We start from the raw sequence: 22,325 nt of genomic DNA, 5'->3' as shown, positions 1-22,325 counted from the left end.
AGGTTTAACATGAAAAATAACATACTAAAGCCGCTTACGGCTTTCTGTATCCTCATAATCTGTGCCATTAGCTTGGCCAGGATATCAATGCCAACAGAGTCCATCAATCCAGCTCGTTCTGACAGTTCTTCTAAAAAGACAGTCAAGAAAACGGCGGCTTTTTACCGACCATACAAAGATCCTGCTTCCTTGCGCAAACCCTATAATTGGCGCAAGCCTAGTGAGACCAAGACTTATCCCAAGGTTAAGCACATTGAAAACAACCTAACGATTAGGGTATCGCTAAGGGGCAACCGGGTATACCTTATGCGTGATGAAAAGCGACTTTATACAATGATTGCCAGTGGTGGTCTGTTTAAAAAAGGCAAGTCATTAACTCCAACAGGCACCTTTAAAATTCACAATGACCGAGGAGATTCTTTTTATAACCCCAAGCTGAATGAGGGTGCAAACAACTGGTTGAGTTGGGATGACCAGGATATCTATCTCTTTCATTCTGTGCCCACCAAGAGTAATGGTCGCTATAATGTCAAGGAGGCAGGCAAGCTGGGCGTTAAACCAGCTTCGCATGGTTGTATTCGGCTGAGCGTGCCCGATTCACGCTGGTTGTTGGAACATATTCCAGCCGAAACCGAAGTTATCATCAAAAACAATTAAAAGAGTTGGCATAACTGCTTTTTTCCTGTTATAATCAGATTTTGTAAGACGTTAGAAGTAGTAGTCACTTTTTCCAATTCAGCGAGTCCGCGTCGGTGCAAGGCGGACTGGAGGAGTGCATGAAGGCGTGTCTAACTGATAACTTAAAAATTTAAAGCGGATACTTTGTATCAATTAGAGTGGTACCGCGGGTAAAAACTCGTCTCTTCCTTTTTAAGGAAGGGACTTTTTTTATTTGATTGCTAAGGAGGCAAACATGGATTTTAAAAACAAGGTAATAGATTTAATTGCAAGTCAAGTCGACTTACCCCACGACCAAATTAGCCAATTAATCGAACGGCCAAAGAATGAAAAGTTGGGCGATTATGCCTTTCCAGCATTTATTTTGGCTAAAAGTCTGCACAAAAACCCAGCTGAAATTGCTCAAACAATTGCTGACAAGCTAGCCAGCGATGACTTTGCCAGCATTCAAGCGGTTGGCCCTTACGTAAACTTTGCAATCAACCATAAAAAGTTGATTGCGCAGACTTTACAAGAGGTCTTGACTGCTAAAGATCACTTTGGCGACCAAGTTTTAGGACAGGGCAATGTTCCAATCGACATGTCGAGTCCCAATATTGCTAAGCCAATGTCGATGGGCCACTTGCGCTCAACGGTTATTGGCAATTCAATTGCTAAAACCTTGGAGAAGGTGGGTTATACTCCAATCAAGATTAACTATCTAGGTGATTATGGTACACAATTTGGCAAGTTGATCGCAGCTTATAAGCATTGGGGCGTGGAAGAGGATGTCAAAAAAGACCCAATCATGAACTTGTTTAAGTACTACGTCAAGTTTCATGCTGAGGCTGAAGAGAATCCAGAATTAGACGATGAAGGTCGGGCCTGGTTTAAAAAGCTGGAGGATGGCGATTCTGAAGCAGTAGAACTGTGGCAATGGTTCCGTGAGGTCTCTTTAGCTGATTTTAAGCGTATTTATCAAGAACTTGGCGTAACCTTTGACTCGTACAAGGGTGAAGCCTTCTTCAATGACAAGATGCAGCCAGTGATTGATGAACTCAAGGAAAAGGGCCTGCTGCATGAATCGCGAGGAGCTCAAGTGGTTGATATGGGTGAAGACGAAACGCCAGCTCTGATTGTTAAGTCTGATGGCAGCAGTATTTACTTGACTCGTGATCTAGCGGCAGCCATTTACCGGATGAAGACATACCACTTTGTCAAAATGCTCTATGTGGTCGGCAACGAGCAAGCCCAGCACTTTGTCGAACTCAAGACCGTCTTGAAGAAGATGGGTTACGACTGGTCAGATGAAATTTACCATGTTCCCTTTGGTCTGATTACCCAAAACGGCAAAAAGCTGTCTACTCGTAAGGGTAATGTAGTCTTTTTGGATCAAGTTCTAAGTGATGCAGTCAAGCTGGCTCGCAAGCAAATTGACCAGAAGAATCCTGACTTAGCAGATAAAGAGCAGGTGGCTCACGATGTAGGCGTTGGTGCCGTTATTTTCCATGATTTGAAAAATGACCGGGTAGAAAACTTCGACTTTGACTTGGACGAAGTAGTTCGCTTTGAAGGGGATACCGGTCCTTACGTCCAATATACCAACGCCCGGGCCCAAAGCGTTTTGCGCAAAGCCGATAAGATGGGCAAAAAGCCCGACATAACAGGCTTGGTAAGTGATGATGATTGGTCTTTCAGCGTGGCCAAAGCACTGGCTGATTTCCCACGTATTATTGCCCGCAGCAGCGAAAAGTTTGAACCATCAATCATTGCCAAGTATGCCTTGGATGTGGCTAAGAAGTTTAACAAGTACTATGCCAATGTTAAGATCTTGTCTGCCGATGAGCAAATCACTGCACGCTTGGCCCTAGTTCAAGCTACATCGCTTGTTTTGACGGAAGCACTCCGCTTGCTGGGCGTTAATGCTCCTAAGGAAATGTAAACAGAAATTATTTTTGCTAAAATAGCGTTTACATCGGATAAAAGATTGTTCAATAATTAATTATTAAGGTACAATATTGATGTAAGTTTATAGGAGGTATTTTGAATGGCATATTTAGATAATGGTAATCAGATCTTCAAAGACGCTCGTAAAAACCATTATGCAGTCGGTGCTTATAACACTAACAACTTAGAATGGACACGTGCAATTTTGCAAGCAGCTGAGGAAACCAGAACCCCAGTTTTAATCCAAGTATCAATGGGTGCTGCTAAGTACATGGGTGGCTACAAGGTAGCTAAAGATATTGTTGAAGACACAATCGATGCAATGAACATTTCTGTTCCAGTTGTTTTGAACTTGGACCACGGTGACTTTGAGGCTGCCAAGGAATGTATTGCACTTGGTTATTCATCCGTTATGTTTGATGGTCATGCACTACCAACTGACGAAAACTTGGCTAAGACCAAGGAAATCGTTAAGTTGGCTCATGAACGCGGCATTTCTGTTGAAGCTGAAATCGGCAAGATTGGTGAAAACCAAGGTGCTGAAGGCGGCGAACTGGCTTCAGTTGAGGATGCTAAGACTTTTGTTGCTGCAGGTATCGACAAGCTTGCTTGTGGTATCGGCAACATCCACGGTGTTTATCCAGAAGGTTGGACTGGTCTTAACTTTGATCGTCTAAAGGAAATTGCTGATGCTGTTTCTGTTCCGCTGGTATTGCATGGTGGTTCTGGTATTCCTGAAGAACAGGTTAAGAAAGCTATTTCACTTGGTATTTCTAAGGTTAACATTAACACTGAATTCCAATTAGCCTTCCAAGAAGCTACGCGCAAGTACTTCGAAGCCCACAAGGATGAGGACAAGGCTAACAAGGGTTACGACCCACGTAAGCTGCTTCTTCCTGGGACCGAAGCAATTACTGCATCGATGAAGGAAATGATTAAGTGGCTTGGTACGCCGTCAATTGACGACAAGATCAAGTCAGCTGGGTTTGACAAGAGCTCATTAAACTTAGAATAATTCATTCTTTGTTTTAAATTAGGACTAGTCCTGTTGAGGACTGGTCTTTTTTTGTTTAAAAAGATAATCTTGCATTTTTTCTTGACTTAGAGTGAACTTGAAGGACTACACTTTGGATAAAATAAGCATGGAGGACAAAAGATGATTCAAGATGAAATGATGACTTTAAATAATGGTGTTAAGATCCCTAAATTAGCTTTAGGTGTTTGGGAAATTCCGAATAATCAAGCAGCTGCCGTGGTACAAACAGCACTTGAGCTAGGCTACCATCATATTGACACAGCGCAGTCTTATGGCAATGAGGCCGGCGTTGGCCAAGGCATCAAGCAAGCGGGCATTAAACGCGAAGATGTTTTTGTCAATTCAAAGGTGGTCGCTGAAATCAAAAATTATGCTGAAGCGATAAAGTCAATTGATGAAACCTTAATGAAGATGGACCTGGATTATCTGGATATGATGATTATTCATAATCCGCAGCCCTGGAAAGAGGTTAACCAGTCAAATGATCGTCACTTCGAAGGCAACTTAGAAACCTGGCGAGCACTAGAAGATGCGCTCAAGGCAGGCAAATTGCGCGCAATTGGAGTTTCAAGTTTTCAAGCAGCAGATTTACGCAATTTAATTGACAATAGTTCTACCAAACCGATGGTCAACCAGATTTTGTGTCATATTGGGGCTACACCAAAAGAATTAATTGATTTTTCACAGGACGAAGGTATTGTGGTTGAATCATTCTCGCCCGTAGCTCATGGTGCGGCTCTAAACAGCCCTATTATTAAGGAGATGGCTGACAAGTACGATGTGTCAGTTGCACAATTGTGTATTCGCTATGATTGGCAACTTGACACGGTAGTTTTGCCTAAAGCAGCCCGCCAGGAGCATATTAAAGCAAACATGGCTCTTGACTTTACAATTAGTGATGAAGACATGGCAGTACTTGGTCAGCTTGAAGGACTTGATTACGGTGCAGCCAGCCATTACCCGGTGTTTGGTGGGAAGATTTAGTCTTTACTGTAAACTAAAAAGCAAGAATCAAATTTTTGAATTCTTGCTTTTTGCTATTTAAAATTAGTGCTCCAGGATTTGTGTCTTGAAGTCTTTTTTTAGAATGTTTTTAGCATATGAAATTTCAGCAGTCAGACGATTTTTCACCTTAGAAGTAGAAATTGAAAAGTACACTTTAATTTTATCTGGAGGTAGGACAATATAGTTGATATTCTGATAAGTCTTATTTTTAACTGATTCAATATTTGTTGTCATATTGCCCAAACCCAAATCTGCCAATTTGAGAGCCGTATATGTATCGCGAACCTGAACCTGCGGATAAAAGCTTATACCCAAATTACTAAAAAAGTTATTGACGATTTCTTGGTAACCGCGTTGACCATCAACTACGATAAAACTTTCATGATTAAGTTTTTGTAATTCATTTTCTTTTACTTTAATTTGACCTTTATTAGGTTGATACAATATTGAATTTCGACCCAATACTAGGACTTGTGGATCTGAGTACAAGTATTGATTTTTTACATTTGGCAGGTTAACTGTATTGCCAACAAAAAGATCTAATTGCTCATCTTTAAAAGCTTTGATCGCATCTGCGGTACTCAATTCCGTGGTTTTGGTTTTTAAGTTTGGATATTTAGACAAAAGTTGAGGCAGCAAGGTCAAATTGAAATTTTGACCTAGGGGCGGTGTGATTCCCATTCTCAGGGTTGTAAAATGGGTCTTTTCATATTGCTTCATTTCTTCTTTAAGCTGACTTTGTAATTGTAAATTCTTTCTCAAATATCGTATTAAAAGTTGCCCAGCTGGTGTTAAGTGAATTGGATATGAATCACGATTAACAAGTAAAACATTGTATTCTTTTTCTTCTTTCTTGATAATTCGACTGAGATAAGGTTGTGATAAATAAAGCTTTTTGGCAGCTTCTGAAATCGAATTACTGCTTTCCAGGGTTTCTAAATAATTCAAGAATTGATCGTCCATACTGTCCACCTATTCTCATTTAGTAATGGTCATTTTAATAATTAAGTATTTCACATACATCTAATTATAGTGTTTAATGAAAGCGTAGACAAGAATAATTACAAAGGAGAATTTTTTATGGCTAATGAAAAAGAATTTCAATGGGATGCGATTTATGATGTTGCTGTATTAGGCTTTGGTGGTGCTGGTGCCACGGCTGCAAGATTTGCTGCAGACAGTGGTGCTAAGGTGCTTCTGGTAGACAGTGCACCGGCGGGCCACGAAGGAGGGAATACCCGCTATTCAGGTCAGATGGTGGGTGCAGGGACAAACTATGATGCTTTGAAAAATTACCATGAACACCTTGCAGCACCTTTAAAACCTGATAATGATGCTTTTAATGCCTTTATAAAAGGCATTTCTACCATGGGCGACTACTTCAAAAAATATTTAGATGTTGAACCTGTTAGCATGAAAAAGTTGCTTGCTGGAACACCTTCAACTGCTTATGTAACAGAATATCCAGAATTGCCGGATGCAGAGTCATATGACGCATATTTGGTTCACAATGGTGTTGATGATGGCGCATTATGGAAGATTTTACGGCAAAAAGTGCTGGACCGTTCTGATAAAGTTGATGTTTGGTATTCTTCACCGGCGAAGCATTTGATTCAGGATTGTATCAGTAAGGCTGTTATTGGAGTTCAAATTGAACGCGATCATGTTTTACGCAATATTAGAGTTAAGAATGGTGTAGTTCTGGCTACTGGTGGATTTGAAAATAATAAAGAAATGATGCAAGTTTTCTTACAATCGTCCTATTTATCCCCAATTGGCACTTTGTACAACAATGGTGACGGAATTAAGATGCTGGAAGAAATTAATGCCCAATTGTGGAATATGCGTTCCTTTGAGTCACTGGGTCAATTTCATGGCTTATCTTTGCGACACAAAGAAGGTATACGGTCTACTTACGCTCTGAATGTATTTTGGAAAGAAAGTTCTAATGGCAGTGTTATCGTGGTTGGTGATGACGGCTCAAGATACTTCAATGAAGCAGAGATGAACCGTCATGGTCATATTTATAACCATGGGGACTGGGCAGTTCCGCTAAATCAAACTCATCCATATATGATTTTTGACCAAAAGAAATATGATGAACTAAAAAATGAAGCTGATGATGGTCTAAAAGTTCCTGGCTTTATTGATAATGCAATTCAAGCCAACACAATTAAAGAGTTGGCTAAAGAAATTGGTAAAGAGCCTACTATGCTAAACAATACAGTTGACGAGTTTAATTTCATGGCACAACAAGGCAAAGATTATGCTTTTCACCGAGATCCAGAGACTTTGCGCAAATTTAGTACCGAGGGTCCATATTACGCTATTGCATTACGTCAAAACATGCTTAATACCCAAGGTGGAGGACGCCGAAACGGTCATTCACAAGTGCTTGATCCAGACAATAAGCCAATTCCACATCTTTATGAAGCAGGAGAATTGGGTGCACCATTCGTTAACAAATATACCACCGGTGGCAATGTGGCTGATTGCTTGATTTCTGGTAAGATTGCAGGTGAAAATGCAGCTGCGATTAAAGAAGAACTACCTGCTTCTAGTGGATTCAACCTTACTGATGCAAATATCAATAAAAATTTTATTGCTAAAAGTGATGAAAATAGGGATCAGTATACAACAAGTAAGAACCAATACTTAGGTTTTAGCAGCCAAGGCATGGGTGATGGTGTGGTTGTTCGCACAACGGTTAGTGAGAAAGGCAAGATTGAAAACGTTGAAGTTTTGAAGCAGACCGAAAGTGATGATTATGGTCTAAAGGCTGTTAGAGAATTACCAAAGAAGATAGTTGCGGCAAATTCTTATAATGTCGATGTGGTTTCTGGAGCGACACAGACCAGTAAAGCAATAAAAGCAGCAGTGAGGGATTCATTGAATAAGACTAAGTAAAAATTAAAGACCAGATAAAAATACTAAGCTAGCCTAATAAATTCAGTCGGTTTTTTAAGGGCTGGCTCAGTCATTAAGTTGACCTTATTGGGACCAAAACTAATTGGCAATAAACCGTGGTCGTATAATCTTTCTTCGACAAGCATTGCACCCTTTTCGTTGACAATGACTGGATAATCCCATTTACCAAGGGTAACCATCAGGTTGCCATCGTGCTCATGCAGTGAAATAAGTCCATAACCTGGATTTTGATAGTCACCGAGAAGCTCTGAAGCGGCTTTAACCGGTTTAGCTGAGTTCCCCTTTAGTTTAGCAAGGTGTTCTTCTTTTGCTTGGTCTTTTTTAGCCATTATTTTGGCTACTTTTTCAACCCAGTCGGTATCGTTTATGCCTAGCGCGTTGTCGATTGTTTGATAGGCAAGGGCGAAGATGGCATCAGTTGAGTCCATGTTAGTAGTAACAACAAAGGCTAAATCCAAGTCAGGGACAAAGCCCATGAAGGAACAGTAGCCAATATAAGAACCACTATGGTAGAAGTACTTGTGTCCGCGGTAGTCTTCCATCATCATGCCCAAGCCATAAGCGGCAAAGTTGGCTCTGCCATATGCCCGGTTAGGCTGCATGATGGATTGCGGCAAGTAGCGCTGGGCTGTGGCCTCTTGGTCTGTTGTTTTCTGGGTTTTTAATTGAAATTCAGCCCATGAAAGTAGGTCAGAAATCGTGGCTAACATGCTGCTGGCACCACCAACCTTGCCTGGTGCAATAAAGGGCACCTCTTGCGTCACCTGATTGTCTCTAATGTATGGTTTAACTATGCGGTCCTGGGGCGGTTCATGGTGGTTGATGAAAGTATTGTTCAATTTAAGGGGCTTGAGTAAGTGCTCACGTTCATACGTGCCATAGTCTTGCCCAATAGCCTGCTCCATTGCATAAGTTGTTGCAGCATAAATCAGGTTGCTGTATTGCATTTTATAGCGCAATTCGTGGGCTGGCTGCAAATATCCAACGCACTCTGCCTTTTCTTTTAAAGTTAAATCATGCTGGTTCATGTTGGTAAAGCGCATCAAATCATGAGCCGGTAAGCCGCTTTGGTGGCTGAGGGCATCGCGCCAAGTCAAGTGGTCCTGGGCATATTGATCAACTAGTTTGAAGTCGGGCCAGGATTTTTTTAACGGGTCATCTAAACTGATTTTACCTTTGTCTGCAAGTTGGCAAACCGCAGTGGCAAAAAAAGTCTTAGAAATTGATGCCAAGGGGTACAAACTATCTTCATTGGCCTCACCATAGACATGGCTATAGCTTTTTCCTCCTTGATAAACCCCCAAGCCCACACTTGGCAAGTTAAATTTTGAAAGTACGGTCTGGGCTAACTGGTCAACTTTTTCTGTATTCATGTTTACTCCTTTATTGATATGTATCAGTGATTTGCTTAATATTTTACACTTACTTGTAATAAAATAAACAATATATCTAAAATTTATGATGAAATTATTTATATTATATGATATATTTATTATTGAAATTACAAAATATATACTAAAAAAGGAATAAAAAATGAAAAAAGAAAGATTACTAACCTCACTTGGTATTGTTGCTCTTTCAACCATTAGCTTGGTAGGCTGCGGCAAGAAAACAACCAATAAGGATGAGACTAAGTCCGTCGCCAAGTTTCCCATAGCAACCCCGCTAAAGGAAACCAAACAAGGTGGAACGGTTAAAATTGCCGTTGAAACAGACACACCATTTGCCGGAATTTTTTCTCAAGAACTGTCTTCTGAGGATATGGACTCACAAGTTGGTTCTCCTGGTCAGGAAACTCTGTTTGACAGTGATGACCAATATAAGATTAACAACAAGGGTCCAGCTACCTTTAAGTTAGATCCCAAAAGCAAAACGATCACAGTTGAAATTAAGAAGGGTGTCAAGTGGTCTGACGGCAAGCAAGTGGTTGCTAAAGACTACGAATTTGCCTATGAAATTTTGGCTAACAAGGACACAATGTGTCCCAGATACAGTAGTCAATTTGAATTTTTGCAAGGTCTGAAGGAATATCATGAAGGCAAGGTCAAGTCGATTTCAGGCATTGAAATGCCTGATGGTGAAAATGGGCGCAAGGTCGTTTTGCACTTCAGCAAGTTGAATCCAAGTATGTCTAGTGCTGGTAATCGTTTCATGTGGGCATCAGCTGAACCATACCACTACCTAAAAGATGTTCCTTTTACAAAGCTCAAATCGTCAGACAAGATTAGAAAAGAGCCCCTGTTCTTCGGTGCTTTCAAGGTTGAGAAAATTGTTCGCGGACAATCTGTCACTTGGGTACCTAATGAACATTATTGGCGGGGCAAGCCAAAGTTGGACAAAATTGTGATTTCTGTTGTTTCACCTAATTCAGCTTCGCAAGCCATTAAGAGTCATAAATTTGATGTGGCACGTGTGATTAATACACAATGGGATCATGTAAAGGGAACGAAAGATGTAAACTTTATTGCCCAAATTCCGCTCAGTTATCATTATCTGGCCTTTAAAGTCGGCAAGTGGAACAATACTCAGAACAAGAATATTGAAAATCCAAATGCAAAAATGAATAACAAGGGCTTGCGGCAAGCAATTGGTTATGCGATGAATGTTGATGAGGTTGACAAAAATTACACAAGTTCATTAAGTTTTAGAGTACCGACGCTAGTTCCAGCACAGTTTGGCGACTTTTTTGCTAAGGATGTCAAAGGCTTCAGCTATAACTTAAAAAAGGCCAATGAAATTTTGGACCAGGCAGGCTACAAAAAGAAGGGTAAGTGGCGCGTTCAGCCTAATGGCAAGCCACTTACAATCAATTTGGCAGCAATGAGTGGTGATTCCACGCAGGAGCCAATTATCCAAAACTACCTGCAACAGTGGCACAAAATCGGCTTAAACGTTAAGCTGGCAACGGGACGTTTGATTGAGCACAATTCCTTTTTTGATAAAGTTAGCAATGATGATAAGAACATCGACATGTTCATTGCCGGCTGGGGAATGCCATCAGAACCATCTCCCCACACTTACTACAGTGAAAGTGCACCGTTTAACATGGCTCGCTTTGTAACTGCCAAGAATAATAAATTGCTGGATGAAATGAATTCGCAGAAGGCTTTTGACCACAAGTACCGGGTACAAAAATTCCACGAATGGCAGAAATATATGAACGAAGAGGCTTATGTAATTCCGCTAGACAATTCCTACCAGATTACTGCCGTTAACAAGAAGTTGACGGGTCTATCGATGAAGCCATCAGAAAATAACGGTCAGCAGCCATTATGGTATAAGGTAGGCTATGCCAAGTAATTTGTCAGCAAAAATTTACTAGTTAGGAAAAATTGATTAATGAGAACAGGAAGCAAAATAATTACTTTAGATAATGGTTATCACTTGTGGACCAGCACACAGGGCGAGGGTGACATCCACTTGTTGGCCCTGCATGGCGGACCTGGTGGCAACCATGAATACTGGGAAGATGCAGCAGATCAACTGCAAAAGCAGGGCTTGAATGTGCAAGTAACCATGTACGATCAGTTGGGCTCCCTTTATTCAGACCAGCCCGATTATTCAGATCAAGAGATTGCCCGAAAATACTTGACCTATGAGTACTTTTTAGATGAGGTTGATGAAGTTCGTGCCAAGTTGGGTCTTGATAACTTTTACTTGATTGGTCAGAGCTGGGGCGGGGTATTAGCGCAAGAATATGCTGTTAAGTATGGCCAGCACCTCAAAGGAACGATTGTTTCATCGATGGTTGACGAGATTGATGATTATATTGACTCGATTAACCGGCGCCGGCAGGAGATTTTTCCGCAAACAGAAATTGACTTTATGCATGAGTGTGAGGCCAACAATGACTACGAAAACAAGCGCTACCAGGAAGACATTCAGATTCTGAACATTAACTTCATGGATCGGCGTCAGCCATGCAAGCTGTATCACATTAAACGTATTGGCGGCCTGCCTGTCTACCATACTTTCCAGGGTGATAATGAGTTCGTCGTAACTGGCAAGCTAAAAGAATGGCACTTTAGAAAACATTTAAAAGAAATTTCGATGCCAACGCTATTGACTTTCGGAGAAGAAGACACAATGCCGCTTGAGACGGCTAGGATTATGCAGAAAGAGATTCCGCAATCCCGGTTGGTGACTACGCCTAACGCTGGCCACCACCACATGGTGGACAACCCAGATGTTTACTACAAGCATTTAGCTGACTTTATTAAAGAAGTAGAAGCCGGTACTTTTACTGGCTAAGAGAATGGGAATACCAGGTTGAAGCACCGGCCTGGCGTAATTAAAGCAAGTATAATAAGCTGCACAGAGTGAAAAATGAAATTCAAAATCGTTGAAGCAAAGAAAACTGATGCTGAAAAGATAAGCTCCAACCTCGACGAGTACAATGAAAGGGCCGTGCCGATAATACAAAAAGAGTCGTATAAGTCCTTTGCATACGTCATTAAGGATACAGCTGGCAAAATAATTGCGGGCGTGGAAGCTTATTCCTCAATGTACTTCGTTGGCTACGTCGAGACCTTGTGGGTGGATCAGGAATGGCGTAAGCAGGGTCTTGGTACAAAATTGATGGACAAGGTTGAAACAGAGATGCACGCTTATGGCTGCATGCAGTGTCACCTCGAAACGTTTGATTACCAGGCGCCTGATTTTTACAAGCAGCGCGGCTACGAGGTGTTTGGCACCTTGGAACATCAAAAAGCCGGCGTTAAGGAGCTTTTTATGGTCAAAAAACTGCTAGAATAATCGCATAACTTTAGCTGTTTAAAGCAAAATAGCCGGTGGAAAAATTTTCACTGGCTATTTTAATTTATTAAAATATTTTTTTCTGCGGGTAGTTTGACGGATACTTGGTCAAACGAGAAGGGCCGCGTAAAAGACATTTGGTAAGCTGCCAGGTGCAAAAAATCATTCGCTGCTACGCTTGGATTGTAGAGCGGGTCGCCTACAATGGGGCAACCAACAGCAGCCAGGTGAACGCGGATTTGATGGGTGCGGCCCGTTTCAAGACGAAGTCGTAGCAAGGCAGTATCGTTTGCCTGGGGCTGCACTACTTGATAATGAGTAATGGAACTGAGCCCGTCTGCACGTACCATCCGCTTGCGCTGGTCCAGGGGATCGCGGCCTAGGGGGAGGTCAATTGTTCCTTGAGCATTGAGGCCAGCAGCATGGTCGACTAGAGCTAAATATTCGCGGTGAAAGGTTTTAGAAGACAGTTCTCTGTTTAGGATTGGTACAACTGCCGGATTCTTGGCTACTAGCAGCAAGCCACTAGTCAGCATGTCTAATCGGTGTACAATAAAGGGCGGATACTTTAAGTAGGTCGCGCAATCATTTAATGCAGTATTTGTTTCATCTAGGTTGGGATGAGTCTTTTGTCCAGCTGGCTTGTTAATAATCAATAAGTTATTATCTTCATATATCACATCTGGCAGGTGTCCGTTGGGTAAATAGTTTCTCTGACTGGATTCAACATGATCTAATAGCAAAAGAACCTGGTCGCCGGGTTGAACCAGTTGGTTAAAATGATAGTACTGACCATTGACGAGGACTTTTTGTTCAATGCGCAGGTAATGGCGCCACTTGCGTGGCAGCAAAAGTGCGCGTAATAAGTCACTAACAGAGCGTGGCTGCTGGGTTAAGGGATAAGTAAGTGAAAAAGAATAGCTCATAAAGATTTATTAAGTCTTTCTGAAAATATAGATAGTTTGCTTGTATATGCTACAATTTTAATTGTTTCTAAAAGGAGCAGATTCAATGGAAAATAATGAACCAAAAAGAAACGGACTCGGTGCCATGTGGCACCGATTTGATAGCCGTTTTTTCATTGGGCGCTGGATTATTTTAATCCTGCTCAGCATAACACTTTTGGTTTGTACTTACTACACTGTTAAAGTCAAAACCTCAAACATTGCCAACTTAAAAGCATCACTGTCCACGACGACAGCGATTTATGATCATAAAGGACAAAAGGCGGGCTCGCTGTATTCACAAAAGGGCACCTTTGTTGAATATAACAAAATCTCACCCAATGTTAAGAACGCCGTTATCTCAACTGAAGACCGGACCTTTTGGACTAATCCTGGCTTCAGTATTAAGGGAATGGGCCGGGCTGCCTTAGGCTTGATTATTCACCGCGGGCAGATTTCTGGTGGGGGCTCAACCATTACGCAGCAGCTGGCTAAGAATGCGCTGTTGACCCAGCAACAGACCTTTTCACGCAAGATTGAAGAGCTCTTTTTTGCGGTGGAAATCAACCACGTATACTCTAAAAAAGATATTCTAACCATGTACCTCAACAAGGCCTACTTTGGCAATGGGGTCTGGGGGGTTCAAGACGCCAGCCAGAAGTACTTTGGAAAAAACGCAAGCGACCTAACTATGAGCGAGGCTGCTACACTGGCCGGAATCTTGCGAAATCCAAGCAAGTATAACCCAATTGACCACATGTCTTACGCATTGTCACGGCGCAACCTAATCTTGGACCTAATGGTTGATAACAAAAAATTGACGCGTCCGCAGGCTAAAAGTGCAAAAGTTCAGGGCTTAATCCTACGTGATACATACCACAACCAGGATGGCTACCGTTACCCGTACTTCTTTGACGCTGTTGTTGATGAGGCGATCAAGCGTTATGGACTTAAAGAAGAAGACGTTATGAACAAGGGTCTCAAGATCTATACGACCCTGAATCAAAACTACCAACTGCAATTGCAACAAAAATTTGACCAGGATTGGCTCTTTCCGCAAAATGCTGCAGACGGCACCAAGACCCAAGGTGCCAGTGTTGTGATGGATCCATCAACTGGTGGCGTGCGAGCAGTTGTCGGTGGTCGCGGCAAGCACGTCTTTCGTGGTTACAACCGGGCTACCCAAATGAAACGCCAACCGGGCTCTTCAATCAAGCCACTGGTCAGCTATGCCCCAGCCTTGCAGCAGGGCTATCATTATGATTCAGAACTGTCCAACAAGTTGCAAAGATTTGGCAAGAATGGCTACCAGCCTCATAACGTTGACAATGGTTATTCTGACAAGATTCCAATGTACATGGCCTTGGCCCAGAGTAAAAATGTGCCCGCAGTGTGGCTATTAGACCGGATTGGAGTCGCAAAGGGCGTCCAATCTGCCAGCAATTTTGGCTTAAAGGTGCCTAAAGAGGATCAAAATCTGGCTCTGGCCTTGGGCGGTTTATCGACCGGGGTTTCACCTTTACAAATGGCACGAGCTTATTCTGCTTTTGCCAACAAGGGCAACTTGCCAGATAGTTCATACTTCATTACTAAGATTGAAGATGCAAGTGGCAATGTCATTGCTGAAAATCATGACATAGGCAAGCACCGCATTATTTCTGAAAGCACGGCCAAGGAAATGACCACAATGCTGCTAGGGGTCTTCTCTGGCGGTACGGGGACTGCGGCTCAGCCAGCAGGCTACCGCGTGGCTGGCAAAACTGGCTCGACGGAAGTACCTAATTCTTACGGCTTTGGCACCAAGGACCAGTGGATTGTGGGCTATACCCCTGATGTAGTTGTTGCTACTTGGGTTGGCTTTGATCGAACAAACAGGCAGCACTTCATGCACGGTATTTCTGAAACAGGAATTACGCGGCTGTACAAGGCTCAGATGGAAGGCATCCTGCCTTACACGGCACAGAACCAGTTTAGTGAACAGGCGCCACGACAAATCATTAAAAATAATGGTGCTGCTTCCGATTGGACCAAGGGTTTGGGTGACCAAATTGAAAAAGGTTTGGGAACAGCAGGCCAAAAGCTTAATGAATGGTATAATGACGTCAAGGGCCTTTTAGGGCATTAATTTAGGAGGAAAAAATGATCAATATCTACGACACAGCTAACCAATTGGCTTCTAACATACAGGAGACTGCTGAATTCAAGTCTTTACAAGAAGCAATCGCCGGCGTGAGGGACAACAAGGACAGCTCTGCGCTTTTTCAAAAGATGAATGATATCCAAGCTAAAATCATCGATACGCAATCGCAAGGGAAAGACCTGCCACAAGACGTGCAGGAAGACTACCAGAAGTTGAACGATCAAGTTCAAAAAGATGCATTGATTATGAAACTGCTCCAGGCTGAGCAAGGCTTGTACAAGACCATTGATGATGTGCAAAAAGCAATCACCAAACCGATTAATGATCTTTACGAAGGTCTTAGAAACTAAAAAGAACGATGAAATTTATTCATTTTGCAGATGCACATTTAGATAGTCCATTTTTGGGGCTATCTTTTTTGCCATCTAAGAGCTCGGTCCAAATTCACCAGGCGCCCAACCAATCACTGACCAAAATTGTTGACCTTGCCCTGCAAGAAAGGGTGGATTTAGTTCTGATTGCTGGCGATACTTTTGACAGTCCCAGACCTAATCCTAGCAGCCAATTGTTTTTTGCTCATGAAGTCGAACTTCTGACAAAAGCTCAAATTCAAGTGGTCATGATTTTCGGCAACCATGACCACATGCAGGCTGCAGACCTCTTGGTTCCGCCCAGTCCCTACTTTAAGTTGCTTGGTGATGGTGAAAAGATCGAGACGATTAGTTGCCAAACCCAGTCTGGCTTTGACTATGACGTGGCCGGCTTTTCCTACTTAAATAACCACATTATCGCTAATTTGGCAGAGCAGCTGCCGCCAAAGAGCAGACGCTATACCTTTGGTCTGATGCACGCCCAGGAGCAAACTGGGCAGAGTGGGCAAAATGTTTATGCGCCATTTTCACTAACTGAATTGAAAAATCTCAACTATGATTATTTCGCTCTGGGTCATATTCACCTGCGGCAGGTGTTGTCTGAAACTCCGTTAATAGTCTATCCGGGCAATATTCAAGGGCGCCACGTTAACGAGTTGGGCGCCAAAGGCTGCCTCTTGGGCGAAATTAACGAGCAGACGCGGCAGACTAAAGTCGGCTTTATCCAAACTAGTCCCATTGTGTGGCGTCAAACCAGCATTGAACTAACTGCGCCCATTGGCCAGACAGACTTGCAGACAACTATCTTAAACCAGTTGGCTGCTAAGGAGCCGACTTATTTTAGTTTGCAGATTAAAGGCGCTGAATTTTTGAATGAAAAAGAGCGGGAGCTAGTAGATGGTAGTGACTTTTGGAAGATGGTCTCCACTAAACTAGTGCATGATTCACAGCTGGTCGATGTTCGCTTTGCCAGCAACAGTCAACTAGAAATAGCAGCTAATGACCTGGAATACTTTGATCAGGCACAAGAAGATGTTTTTGCACCAGATAACTTTGCTGTAGCCAGCAAGGATTGGGCAAAAAAAGATGGCTTGGCTGCGGACTTGGCTACTGATCCTCAGTTCTTGCAAGAAGTGAAAGAGCTGGCAGAGGTCAAACTGAATAGTAAGCTGAAGGGAATTAGCGATGAAACTAACTAGGATTGAAATCATTAACTTTGGTCAGTTTTCCAATTTTGCACTCGACTTACCTGATTCCGACCTTAATGTCTTCTTTGGTGCCAATGAGGCGGGCAAAAGCACAATTGTTGCCTTTATCAAGCAGGTCATGTTTGGCTTCCACCTGGCCAAGCACAACTCAGACTTTTTTGAAGACTATAAGCCCCTAGCACGCGTTAGTCCCATGGGTGGTTCTTTATTCTTTGAAAATGATGCAGGTGATCATTATGAACTTGAGCGACTTTATGCCAGTGGCAAGGGGACAAAGCGTGGAACCCTAACTGTAAAGCGCAATCAAGAACTGGTACCTGAAGATGTCTTTTTTGACCAAATCAAGAGAATAGACGGAGACTTCTATGCCGACAGCTTCATCTTTAACCAGGATATGCTGGCCAAAGTGGGCAAGATTCAACAAGCAGACCTGCTTGAACGGATTTACTACCTGGGTGCAGCTAGCAGCGACAAGCTAATTGACTTGCGGGATGACTTTGCCAAACAGGCCAGTGATCTCTTCAAAGTGCGGGGGAGCAAGCCGCCATTGAACCACTTGCTCAAGCAGCTGCAGGATGAGAAAATGCAAGTTGATGAGGCAGAGGGAGAATTTGCTGCCTACCAAGGCCTTAGTACAGACTTAAAGAGACAAGAAAAGCTGCAGACAAAAGAGGAAAGCAATCTTTCGGACCTGCAACAAAAGCTTGGCCGCTTGCAGCAGCTACAAAAATTGCTGCCAAGCTACCGTGAACTGATTGCCTTAAAAGAGCAATCCAAGCCAGTGAACTTTGATCAAGACCATTACCAAGCTGCAAGCGACCTGGCTGCCAGGCTCCAAGACCTAGAAGACGCGAGAAAAGACACTCAAAGCCGCTTGCAGCAGCTCAGCCAGGTGCAAGATGAAAGTGCTACACTGGAAAAGCTTTTCCACCAAAAGCCGCAATTATCGCAGTGGCAGTCAGTCTACCAAGATCGCTTGGAAAAAGATCAGCAAATTATTGAGGACCAGCAGCAGCTTCTTACTTTAAATCCCAATTTAGGCAAGGTTGCGGCAATGGGCCAAGAGGACATTCTCAACCTGCAAAAGGACTATCAAGGCTTGCCGGCAAAACCAGCAGTCAAGGTCCAAGAGAAGAATACAAGCAAGCCCAACTACTTGCTCCTTGCAGGTGGCGGGATAATTCTACTTGGCTTAGTCATACTGGCAAGCATTTCCGTCATCGGGGGCGGAATTATCCTTCTAGCTGGCCTGGCCTGCATAATAGCTGGACAATCCAGGCAAAAGCAGGTAAAACAAGAACAAGTCCAAACCCAGGCCCAAGCGACAAGTGCTTTGCAGCAGCGGGCCGCTTTTACCAAGAAGTACGGTCTTGACTTGGACAACCTTAACCTGCATAGCTTAGTGAACGAATGGCGCGAGTATCAAAGGCAAGAAAAGACTCTGCTTGCAAATCAGCAACACGAAAAGGACTTGCTAAAACGAGTAGAAATGCTGGCGGCCCAGCTGGAGCAAGTCTTGCACCAGCATGTTGCATCTGACTTTAAGTCTGTATTAACGGCCTTTGACCAACTTGAAGAGCAGTTGAACAATCACCGTAAGCAAGCTAACCTAAAGACCACTTTACAGATGAATCTTAAGCAAAACGGGAGCAAAATCCATGATGCCAAGCTGCAATTACAGGCTGTTTTGGCTCGCGCTCAGGTAAAAGACCTAGCAGAATACAAGCAGCTGCAAGTCCAAAAACACAAGCAGGATGATCTTGAGTCCAAGGTAGCATTTTTGCGTTCAAAGCTTAAGGGCGATACGTCAGAATTAGCCCAGTTATTGGACAAGCAAGAAAAAGCTGGTGCTAAGCAGGCAGAATTAACCCAAGAAATTGCAAGCCAAAAGGATAAAGTTCATGAGCTGCGGAGCCAGGTTGCTGAAGTTAAGGTCAAAATGACTAACCTAGCTAATTCAACTGCTGTCTTTAATGCCAAGCAAAATTTAGCTAACACTGCAACTAGGTTTAGAAATATGTCGGCAGAATATTTGGCCAACTTACTGGTTTCTCAGTGGCTGGGCCGTGCGCTTGATTTAGCTTCTAACGAACGTTTTCCTAAAATGCTAATTGCAGCTAAAGAGTATTTGCGCTTGCTTACCAATAATCGGTATAATGATATTGATTTTAAAGCCAAGTTGACAGTTACACGCTTTGATGGCAAGAAAATACAGGTACAATATCTCTCGCGGGGTACTTCAGAGCAGCTTTATTTTGCTTTGAAACTTGCTTTTGTGGAGCAGATTAAGGACCAGATCAATCTGCCGATCTTGATTGATGATTCCTTTGTCAACTTTGATGACCAAAGAATTGACCAGATCAAGCAGCTGCTCGGACAAGTTGCCCAGAGCAACCAAGTTTTGATTTTTACTGCCCAGGCTAACCTTGTTGACAGGTTGGAACTTCAACCGCTAACTTTAACGAAAGGAACCCAAAATGTATAAACGTTTGCTGGACTACAATGATGGTGAAGAACTAGAAGCGGTCGTTTTAATAAAGAACTCCCAACTGAGACATACCAAGAAGGGCAAACTGTATTTGGCAATGTCCTTTGGTGACTCGTCAGGCGAAATTCGGGGCAACTATTGGGATGCCAACAACCAGGATGCAGCCACTTATTGCGCTGGTACTATTGTTGAGCTAGATGGTGAACGCGAAGAATATCAGGGTCAACCGCAAATTAAGATCTACGGGATGCGTGTGGTTGGACCAGAAGAGGGCTATGACCTCAACCAATTTATCAAGTCGGCACCTGAAAAGATTTCTTCCATGAAAGAAGAAATCAACCAGTATGTATTTGAAATTCTGAATCCAACTTGGAACCGGGTTGTTCGTTTCTTGTTGAAAAAATGGGGCCAGCGCTTCTTTGATTACCCAGCCGGTAAGAGCAACCACCATGCCGTCCGTGGTGGCCTAGTGTATCACACAGTGTCAATGCTCCGGGATGCCAAGGGCCTGGCCAACAATTATGCGCAAGTTGACCGCTCTCTTCTTTATGCTGGCTGCATCTTGCATGATATGGGTAAGGTGCTGGAATTAACGGGACCAGCTGCCACACAATATACGAATGAGGGCAACTTGATTGGACACTTGGTCTTAATTGACGAACAGATTATGCTGGCTGCCCAAGAACTTAAGATCGACTTGGAGTCAGAAGACCTGCTTTTATTGCGGCACATGGTTTTGTCCCACCACGGCAAATTTGAATATGGGTCACCTAAATTACCGGCCTTGCTTGAAGCTGAGCTCTTGCACCGGATTGATGACCTAGATGCCTCAATCTATGCCATTACTAATGCATTGCAGCACACGCGACCAGGAGAATTTACTGACAACATCATGAGTCAGGGCGGGCGCAAGTTCTACCGGCCTAAAGTAGATGAGGCCCTTACAAAAGCACATAAATTAGAGTAAAAAAAAGAAGCTCACGAGGAGCTTCTTTTTTTGTACTAAAGGACGATTATTTCTTCGAATTAGTAGTAACGTATGAAGACAAAACATTCTTCAAGTCGTTATCCTTAATTGACGGATCGGCCTTCTTTAATACCGTTGAAATAACGCTGCGCATTGTTTCTTGGTCTTGTGACATTGAACGATAAATTTGGTCATCAATTTCCTTCTTGTGTGAAGCAAATGTTCCCTTGCCAGGGTGTTTAATCATTTTGATTACGTGGTAGCCTGATTGCGACTTAACCGGGCTAGTAGTTGTTTGACCAGTCTTAAGCTTGAAAGCGGCATTCTTAAATGCAGGATCTAAACTAGTATCAGTTGAGTCAAATGCAGGCAATTTACCTTCATTTGACTTGGTCCCAGTATCAAGTGAATACTTTTTAACTAGTGACTTGAAGCTAGCACCATCTTTTAATTCTTGGATGATTTTTTCAGCTTGTGACTTTTTAGAAACCAAAATGTGCTGAACAGTTACCTTCGGTTGGTATGACTTCCAAGCTTTATCTTCTTGACTCTTAGAAATCTTCTTGACATCTTTTAAAGCTTCTTCAGTCAACAAGTTAGTCCGTAAATTTTGCTTAAAACTAGAGGCGGTCATGCCGTTTTGTTGTAAAACAGCATTAAATTGTCCACCATATTGCTTTTTATAATTACTATATTGCTTGTCAACTTTGTTTTTTGAAACCTTGCTGCCATATTGCTCTTCCAAGACACGATTGATAATCATGTTTGCCAGGGTAGTTTGACCAGCTTGTGATTTCTTCATTTCATTGTAGTAATCTTGTTCAGTGATCTTGCCACCCTTATAGGAAGCAACAGTCTTGCCACCATTAGAACAAGCAGTAGTTGATAATGCAATACCAGCTACAGCAACAACTGCAACTATCTTTTTCATATATTTTCTCATAAAATAAATCTCCACATCCTTAATAAATTAAGTCACTGACAATTAATATAACATAAACTAAGAGTTTCCGTTTTTAATTTGATGTTTTTTGCATAAAAACAAACTTTCTTTAACTAATTTTTAGAATGATCATCTAAGTTGTTGTCTGAATCTTTGTGGCCAAGTGCAGCAGTTTTGTCTTGCAAGTGGATAATCTGGCGGGATATATTCATTTGGTAGTATTCTACTTCTTTTTGCAATTCCGTTAATGCTCTTTCGGCATGGGGCAAAGCATCGCTCAATTCTTGACCGGCATCCTTTAAGTGGTTGATGGCCTTGGACAAGTTGCCTGCATCTTCCTTGGTAGCCATGACTTGCTCGCGCAGCTGACTGCCTAGACGGCGTCCGTGTTTATCTTTCACTAATGAAATTGCAACACCAGCCGCAGCTCCAAAGACTAGTCCTAAACTAAAATGCTTCATATTTTCTCCTTATTTGTTTTTTAAAATTGGGCCTTAATTTTGGCAGCAATTTTTTGATAGTCTTCTTCGCTATATTGATCTGCATTGTTGCGGGTGGTAATTTTCAGGTTGTCACCCTCAAACCGGGGAACAAAATGAACATGAGAGTGCATGACAACTTGGTTGGCACTGGCCCCGTTATTGGTGCTAATGTTCATTCCCGTGATGGTAGGATCAAACTTCCTAATTGCATTTGCAATGGCTGGAATATATTGCAAGTACCTCTTTGCGTCATTGGCGGTGTAGTCAAATAAGTTGACGAGGTGTTTTTTTGGTACCATCAGCGTGTGACCCGGATTGACTTGGGACAAGTCCAAAAAGGCCTTAACATCTTCATTTTCAAATACAGTGTAGCTGGGTACTTCACCGCGAATGATTTTACAGAATAAACATTCTTCATCTAATCCATTCATTATTAAACCTCTTGTAATTCTTT

At 42.5% G+C, this 22,325-nt stretch carries 19 protein-coding genes; 13 read left to right on the top strand and 6 right to left on the bottom strand.

The features are described 5' to 3' along the window. Positions 1 to 9 precede the first annotated feature (9 nt). The 4 genes from AC2JF7_RS02450 (at position 10) to AC2JF7_RS02435 (ending at position 4,624) form a co-directional block, all read left to right on the top strand. Positions 10 to 657 (top strand): L,D-transpeptidase, encoded by a 648-nt coding sequence (locus AC2JF7_RS02450; RefSeq protein WP_500726736.1) that lies wholly within the window; start codon positions 10 to 12, stop codon positions 655 to 657. Between the two features lie 256 nt (positions 658 to 913). Next, positions 914 to 2,599, top strand: coding sequence for an arginine--tRNA ligase (gene argS / locus AC2JF7_RS02445; RefSeq protein ID WP_500726734.1), 1,686 nt, complete (start codon positions 914 to 916; stop codon positions 2,597 to 2,599). A gap of 105 nt (positions 2,600 to 2,704) precedes the next feature. After that, the gene (gene fba, locus AC2JF7_RS02440) at positions 2,705 to 3,619 is read left to right on the top strand and encodes a class II fructose-1,6-bisphosphate aldolase (RefSeq protein ID WP_500726731.1); all 915 of its coding nucleotides are present in this window, start codon (positions 2,705 to 2,707) and stop codon (positions 3,617 to 3,619) included. Between the two features lie 141 nt (positions 3,620 to 3,760). After that, positions 3,761 to 4,624 carry an aldo/keto reductase gene (locus tag AC2JF7_RS02435; RefSeq protein ID WP_500726729.1) on the top strand — a complete coding sequence of 288 codons (864 nt, stop codon included), beginning with the start codon at positions 3,761 to 3,763 and terminating at the stop codon, positions 4,622 to 4,624. A gap of 63 nt (positions 4,625 to 4,687) precedes the next feature. On the opposite strand, the gene AC2JF7_RS02430 is transcribed toward AC2JF7_RS02435, so the two are convergent. After that, the gene (locus AC2JF7_RS02430; RefSeq protein WP_500726727.1) at positions 4,688 to 5,608 is read right to left on the bottom strand and encodes a LysR family transcriptional regulator; all 921 of its coding nucleotides are present in this window, start codon (positions 5,606 to 5,608) and stop codon (positions 4,688 to 4,690) included. Positions 5,609 to 5,725: 117 nt separating this feature from the next. Here AC2JF7_RS02430 and AC2JF7_RS02425 point away from each other — a divergent pair, with 117 nt between their 5' ends. Continuing rightward, positions 5,726 to 7,552, top strand: coding sequence for an FAD-binding protein (locus AC2JF7_RS02425; protein ID WP_500726725.1), 1,827 nt, complete (start codon positions 5,726 to 5,728; stop codon positions 7,550 to 7,552). A 23-nt stretch (positions 7,553 to 7,575) separates the two neighbouring features. On the opposite strand, the gene AC2JF7_RS02420 is transcribed toward AC2JF7_RS02425, so the two are convergent. Next, positions 7,576 to 8,946, bottom strand: coding sequence for a serine hydrolase domain-containing protein (locus AC2JF7_RS02420; protein WP_500726723.1), 1,371 nt, complete (start codon positions 8,944 to 8,946; stop codon positions 7,576 to 7,578). A 160-nt stretch (positions 8,947 to 9,106) separates the two neighbouring features. Here AC2JF7_RS02420 and AC2JF7_RS02415 point away from each other — a divergent pair, with 160 nt between their 5' ends. The 3 genes from AC2JF7_RS02415 (at position 9,107) to AC2JF7_RS02405 (ending at position 12,328) form a co-directional block, all read left to right on the top strand. Beyond that, entirely contained in the window at positions 9,107 to 10,873 is a 1,767-nt protein-coding gene (locus AC2JF7_RS02415; RefSeq protein ID WP_500726721.1) for an oligopeptide ABC transporter substrate-binding protein, read from the top strand. A gap of 39 nt (positions 10,874 to 10,912) precedes the next feature. Further along, positions 10,913 to 11,824, top strand: coding sequence for a proline-specific peptidase family protein (locus AC2JF7_RS02410; RefSeq protein ID WP_500726719.1), 912 nt, complete (start codon positions 10,913 to 10,915; stop codon positions 11,822 to 11,824). 75 nt (positions 11,825 to 11,899) lie between these two features. Next, positions 11,900 to 12,328 (top strand): GNAT family N-acetyltransferase, encoded by a 429-nt coding sequence (locus tag AC2JF7_RS02405; RefSeq protein ID WP_500726717.1) that lies wholly within the window; start codon positions 11,900 to 11,902, stop codon positions 12,326 to 12,328. 59 nt (positions 12,329 to 12,387) lie between these two features. Here the strand turns inward: AC2JF7_RS02405 and AC2JF7_RS02400 are convergent, their stop codons facing one another. Continuing rightward, on the bottom strand, positions 12,388 to 13,254 hold the full coding sequence (locus AC2JF7_RS02400; protein ID WP_500726715.1) for an RluA family pseudouridine synthase: 867 nt from the start codon (positions 13,252 to 13,254) through the stop codon (positions 12,388 to 12,390). An 85-nt stretch (positions 13,255 to 13,339) separates the two neighbouring features. On the opposite strand from AC2JF7_RS02400, the gene AC2JF7_RS02395 reads away from it, so the two are divergent. Genes AC2JF7_RS02395 through AC2JF7_RS02375 form a run of 5 tightly spaced genes read left to right on the top strand, consistent with a single transcriptional unit; the run spans position 13,340 to position 20,446 of the window. Next, positions 13,340 to 15,397 (top strand): PBP1A family penicillin-binding protein, encoded by a 2,058-nt coding sequence (locus tag AC2JF7_RS02395; protein ID WP_500726713.1) that lies wholly within the window; start codon positions 13,340 to 13,342, stop codon positions 15,395 to 15,397. A 14-nt stretch (positions 15,398 to 15,411) separates the two neighbouring features. Continuing rightward, positions 15,412 to 15,762: a YlbF family regulator gene (locus AC2JF7_RS02390; RefSeq protein ID WP_500726711.1), complete on the top strand. Its 351-nt coding sequence runs from the start codon at positions 15,412 to 15,414 to the stop codon at positions 15,760 to 15,762. A gap of 8 nt (positions 15,763 to 15,770) precedes the next feature. Further along, positions 15,771 to 16,982, top strand: coding sequence for a metallophosphoesterase family protein (locus tag AC2JF7_RS02385; RefSeq protein ID WP_500726709.1), 1,212 nt, complete (start codon positions 15,771 to 15,773; stop codon positions 16,980 to 16,982). Continuing rightward, positions 16,969 to 19,476: an ATP-binding protein gene (locus AC2JF7_RS02380; RefSeq protein WP_500726707.1), complete on the top strand. Its 2,508-nt coding sequence runs from the start codon at positions 16,969 to 16,971 to the stop codon at positions 19,474 to 19,476. The genes AC2JF7_RS02385 and AC2JF7_RS02380 overlap by 14 nt, the downstream gene beginning before the upstream one ends. Then, positions 19,469 to 20,446: a 3'-5' exoribonuclease YhaM family protein gene (locus AC2JF7_RS02375; protein ID WP_500726705.1), complete on the top strand. Its 978-nt coding sequence runs from the start codon at positions 19,469 to 19,471 to the stop codon at positions 20,444 to 20,446. The genes AC2JF7_RS02380 and AC2JF7_RS02375 overlap by 8 nt, the downstream gene beginning before the upstream one ends. A gap of 46 nt (positions 20,447 to 20,492) precedes the next feature. Here the strand turns inward: AC2JF7_RS02375 and AC2JF7_RS02370 are convergent, their stop codons facing one another. From AC2JF7_RS02370 to AC2JF7_RS02360, 3 genes are all read right to left on the bottom strand, one after another. Continuing rightward, positions 20,493 to 21,389, bottom strand: a complete 897-nt coding sequence (locus tag AC2JF7_RS02370; protein ID WP_500726703.1) for a peptidylprolyl isomerase PrsA — start codon at positions 21,387 to 21,389, stop codon at positions 20,493 to 20,495. Between the two features lie 113 nt (positions 21,390 to 21,502). Next, on the bottom strand, positions 21,503 to 21,850 hold the full coding sequence (locus tag AC2JF7_RS02365; protein ID WP_500726700.1) for a hypothetical protein: 348 nt from the start codon (positions 21,848 to 21,850) through the stop codon (positions 21,503 to 21,505). Positions 21,851 to 21,870: 20 nt separating this feature from the next. Continuing rightward, a complete protein-coding gene (locus AC2JF7_RS02360; protein ID WP_500726698.1) occupies positions 21,871 to 22,302 on the bottom strand; it encodes an HIT family protein in 432 nt (143 codons plus the stop codon). Positions 22,303 to 22,325 lie beyond the last annotated feature (23 nt).

The organism is Lactobacillus sp. XV31L, from assembly GCF_059900865.1.
The sequence above is the reverse complement of the archived record's forward strand: the minus strand, read 5'-3'. Positions and strand labels throughout refer to the sequence as shown.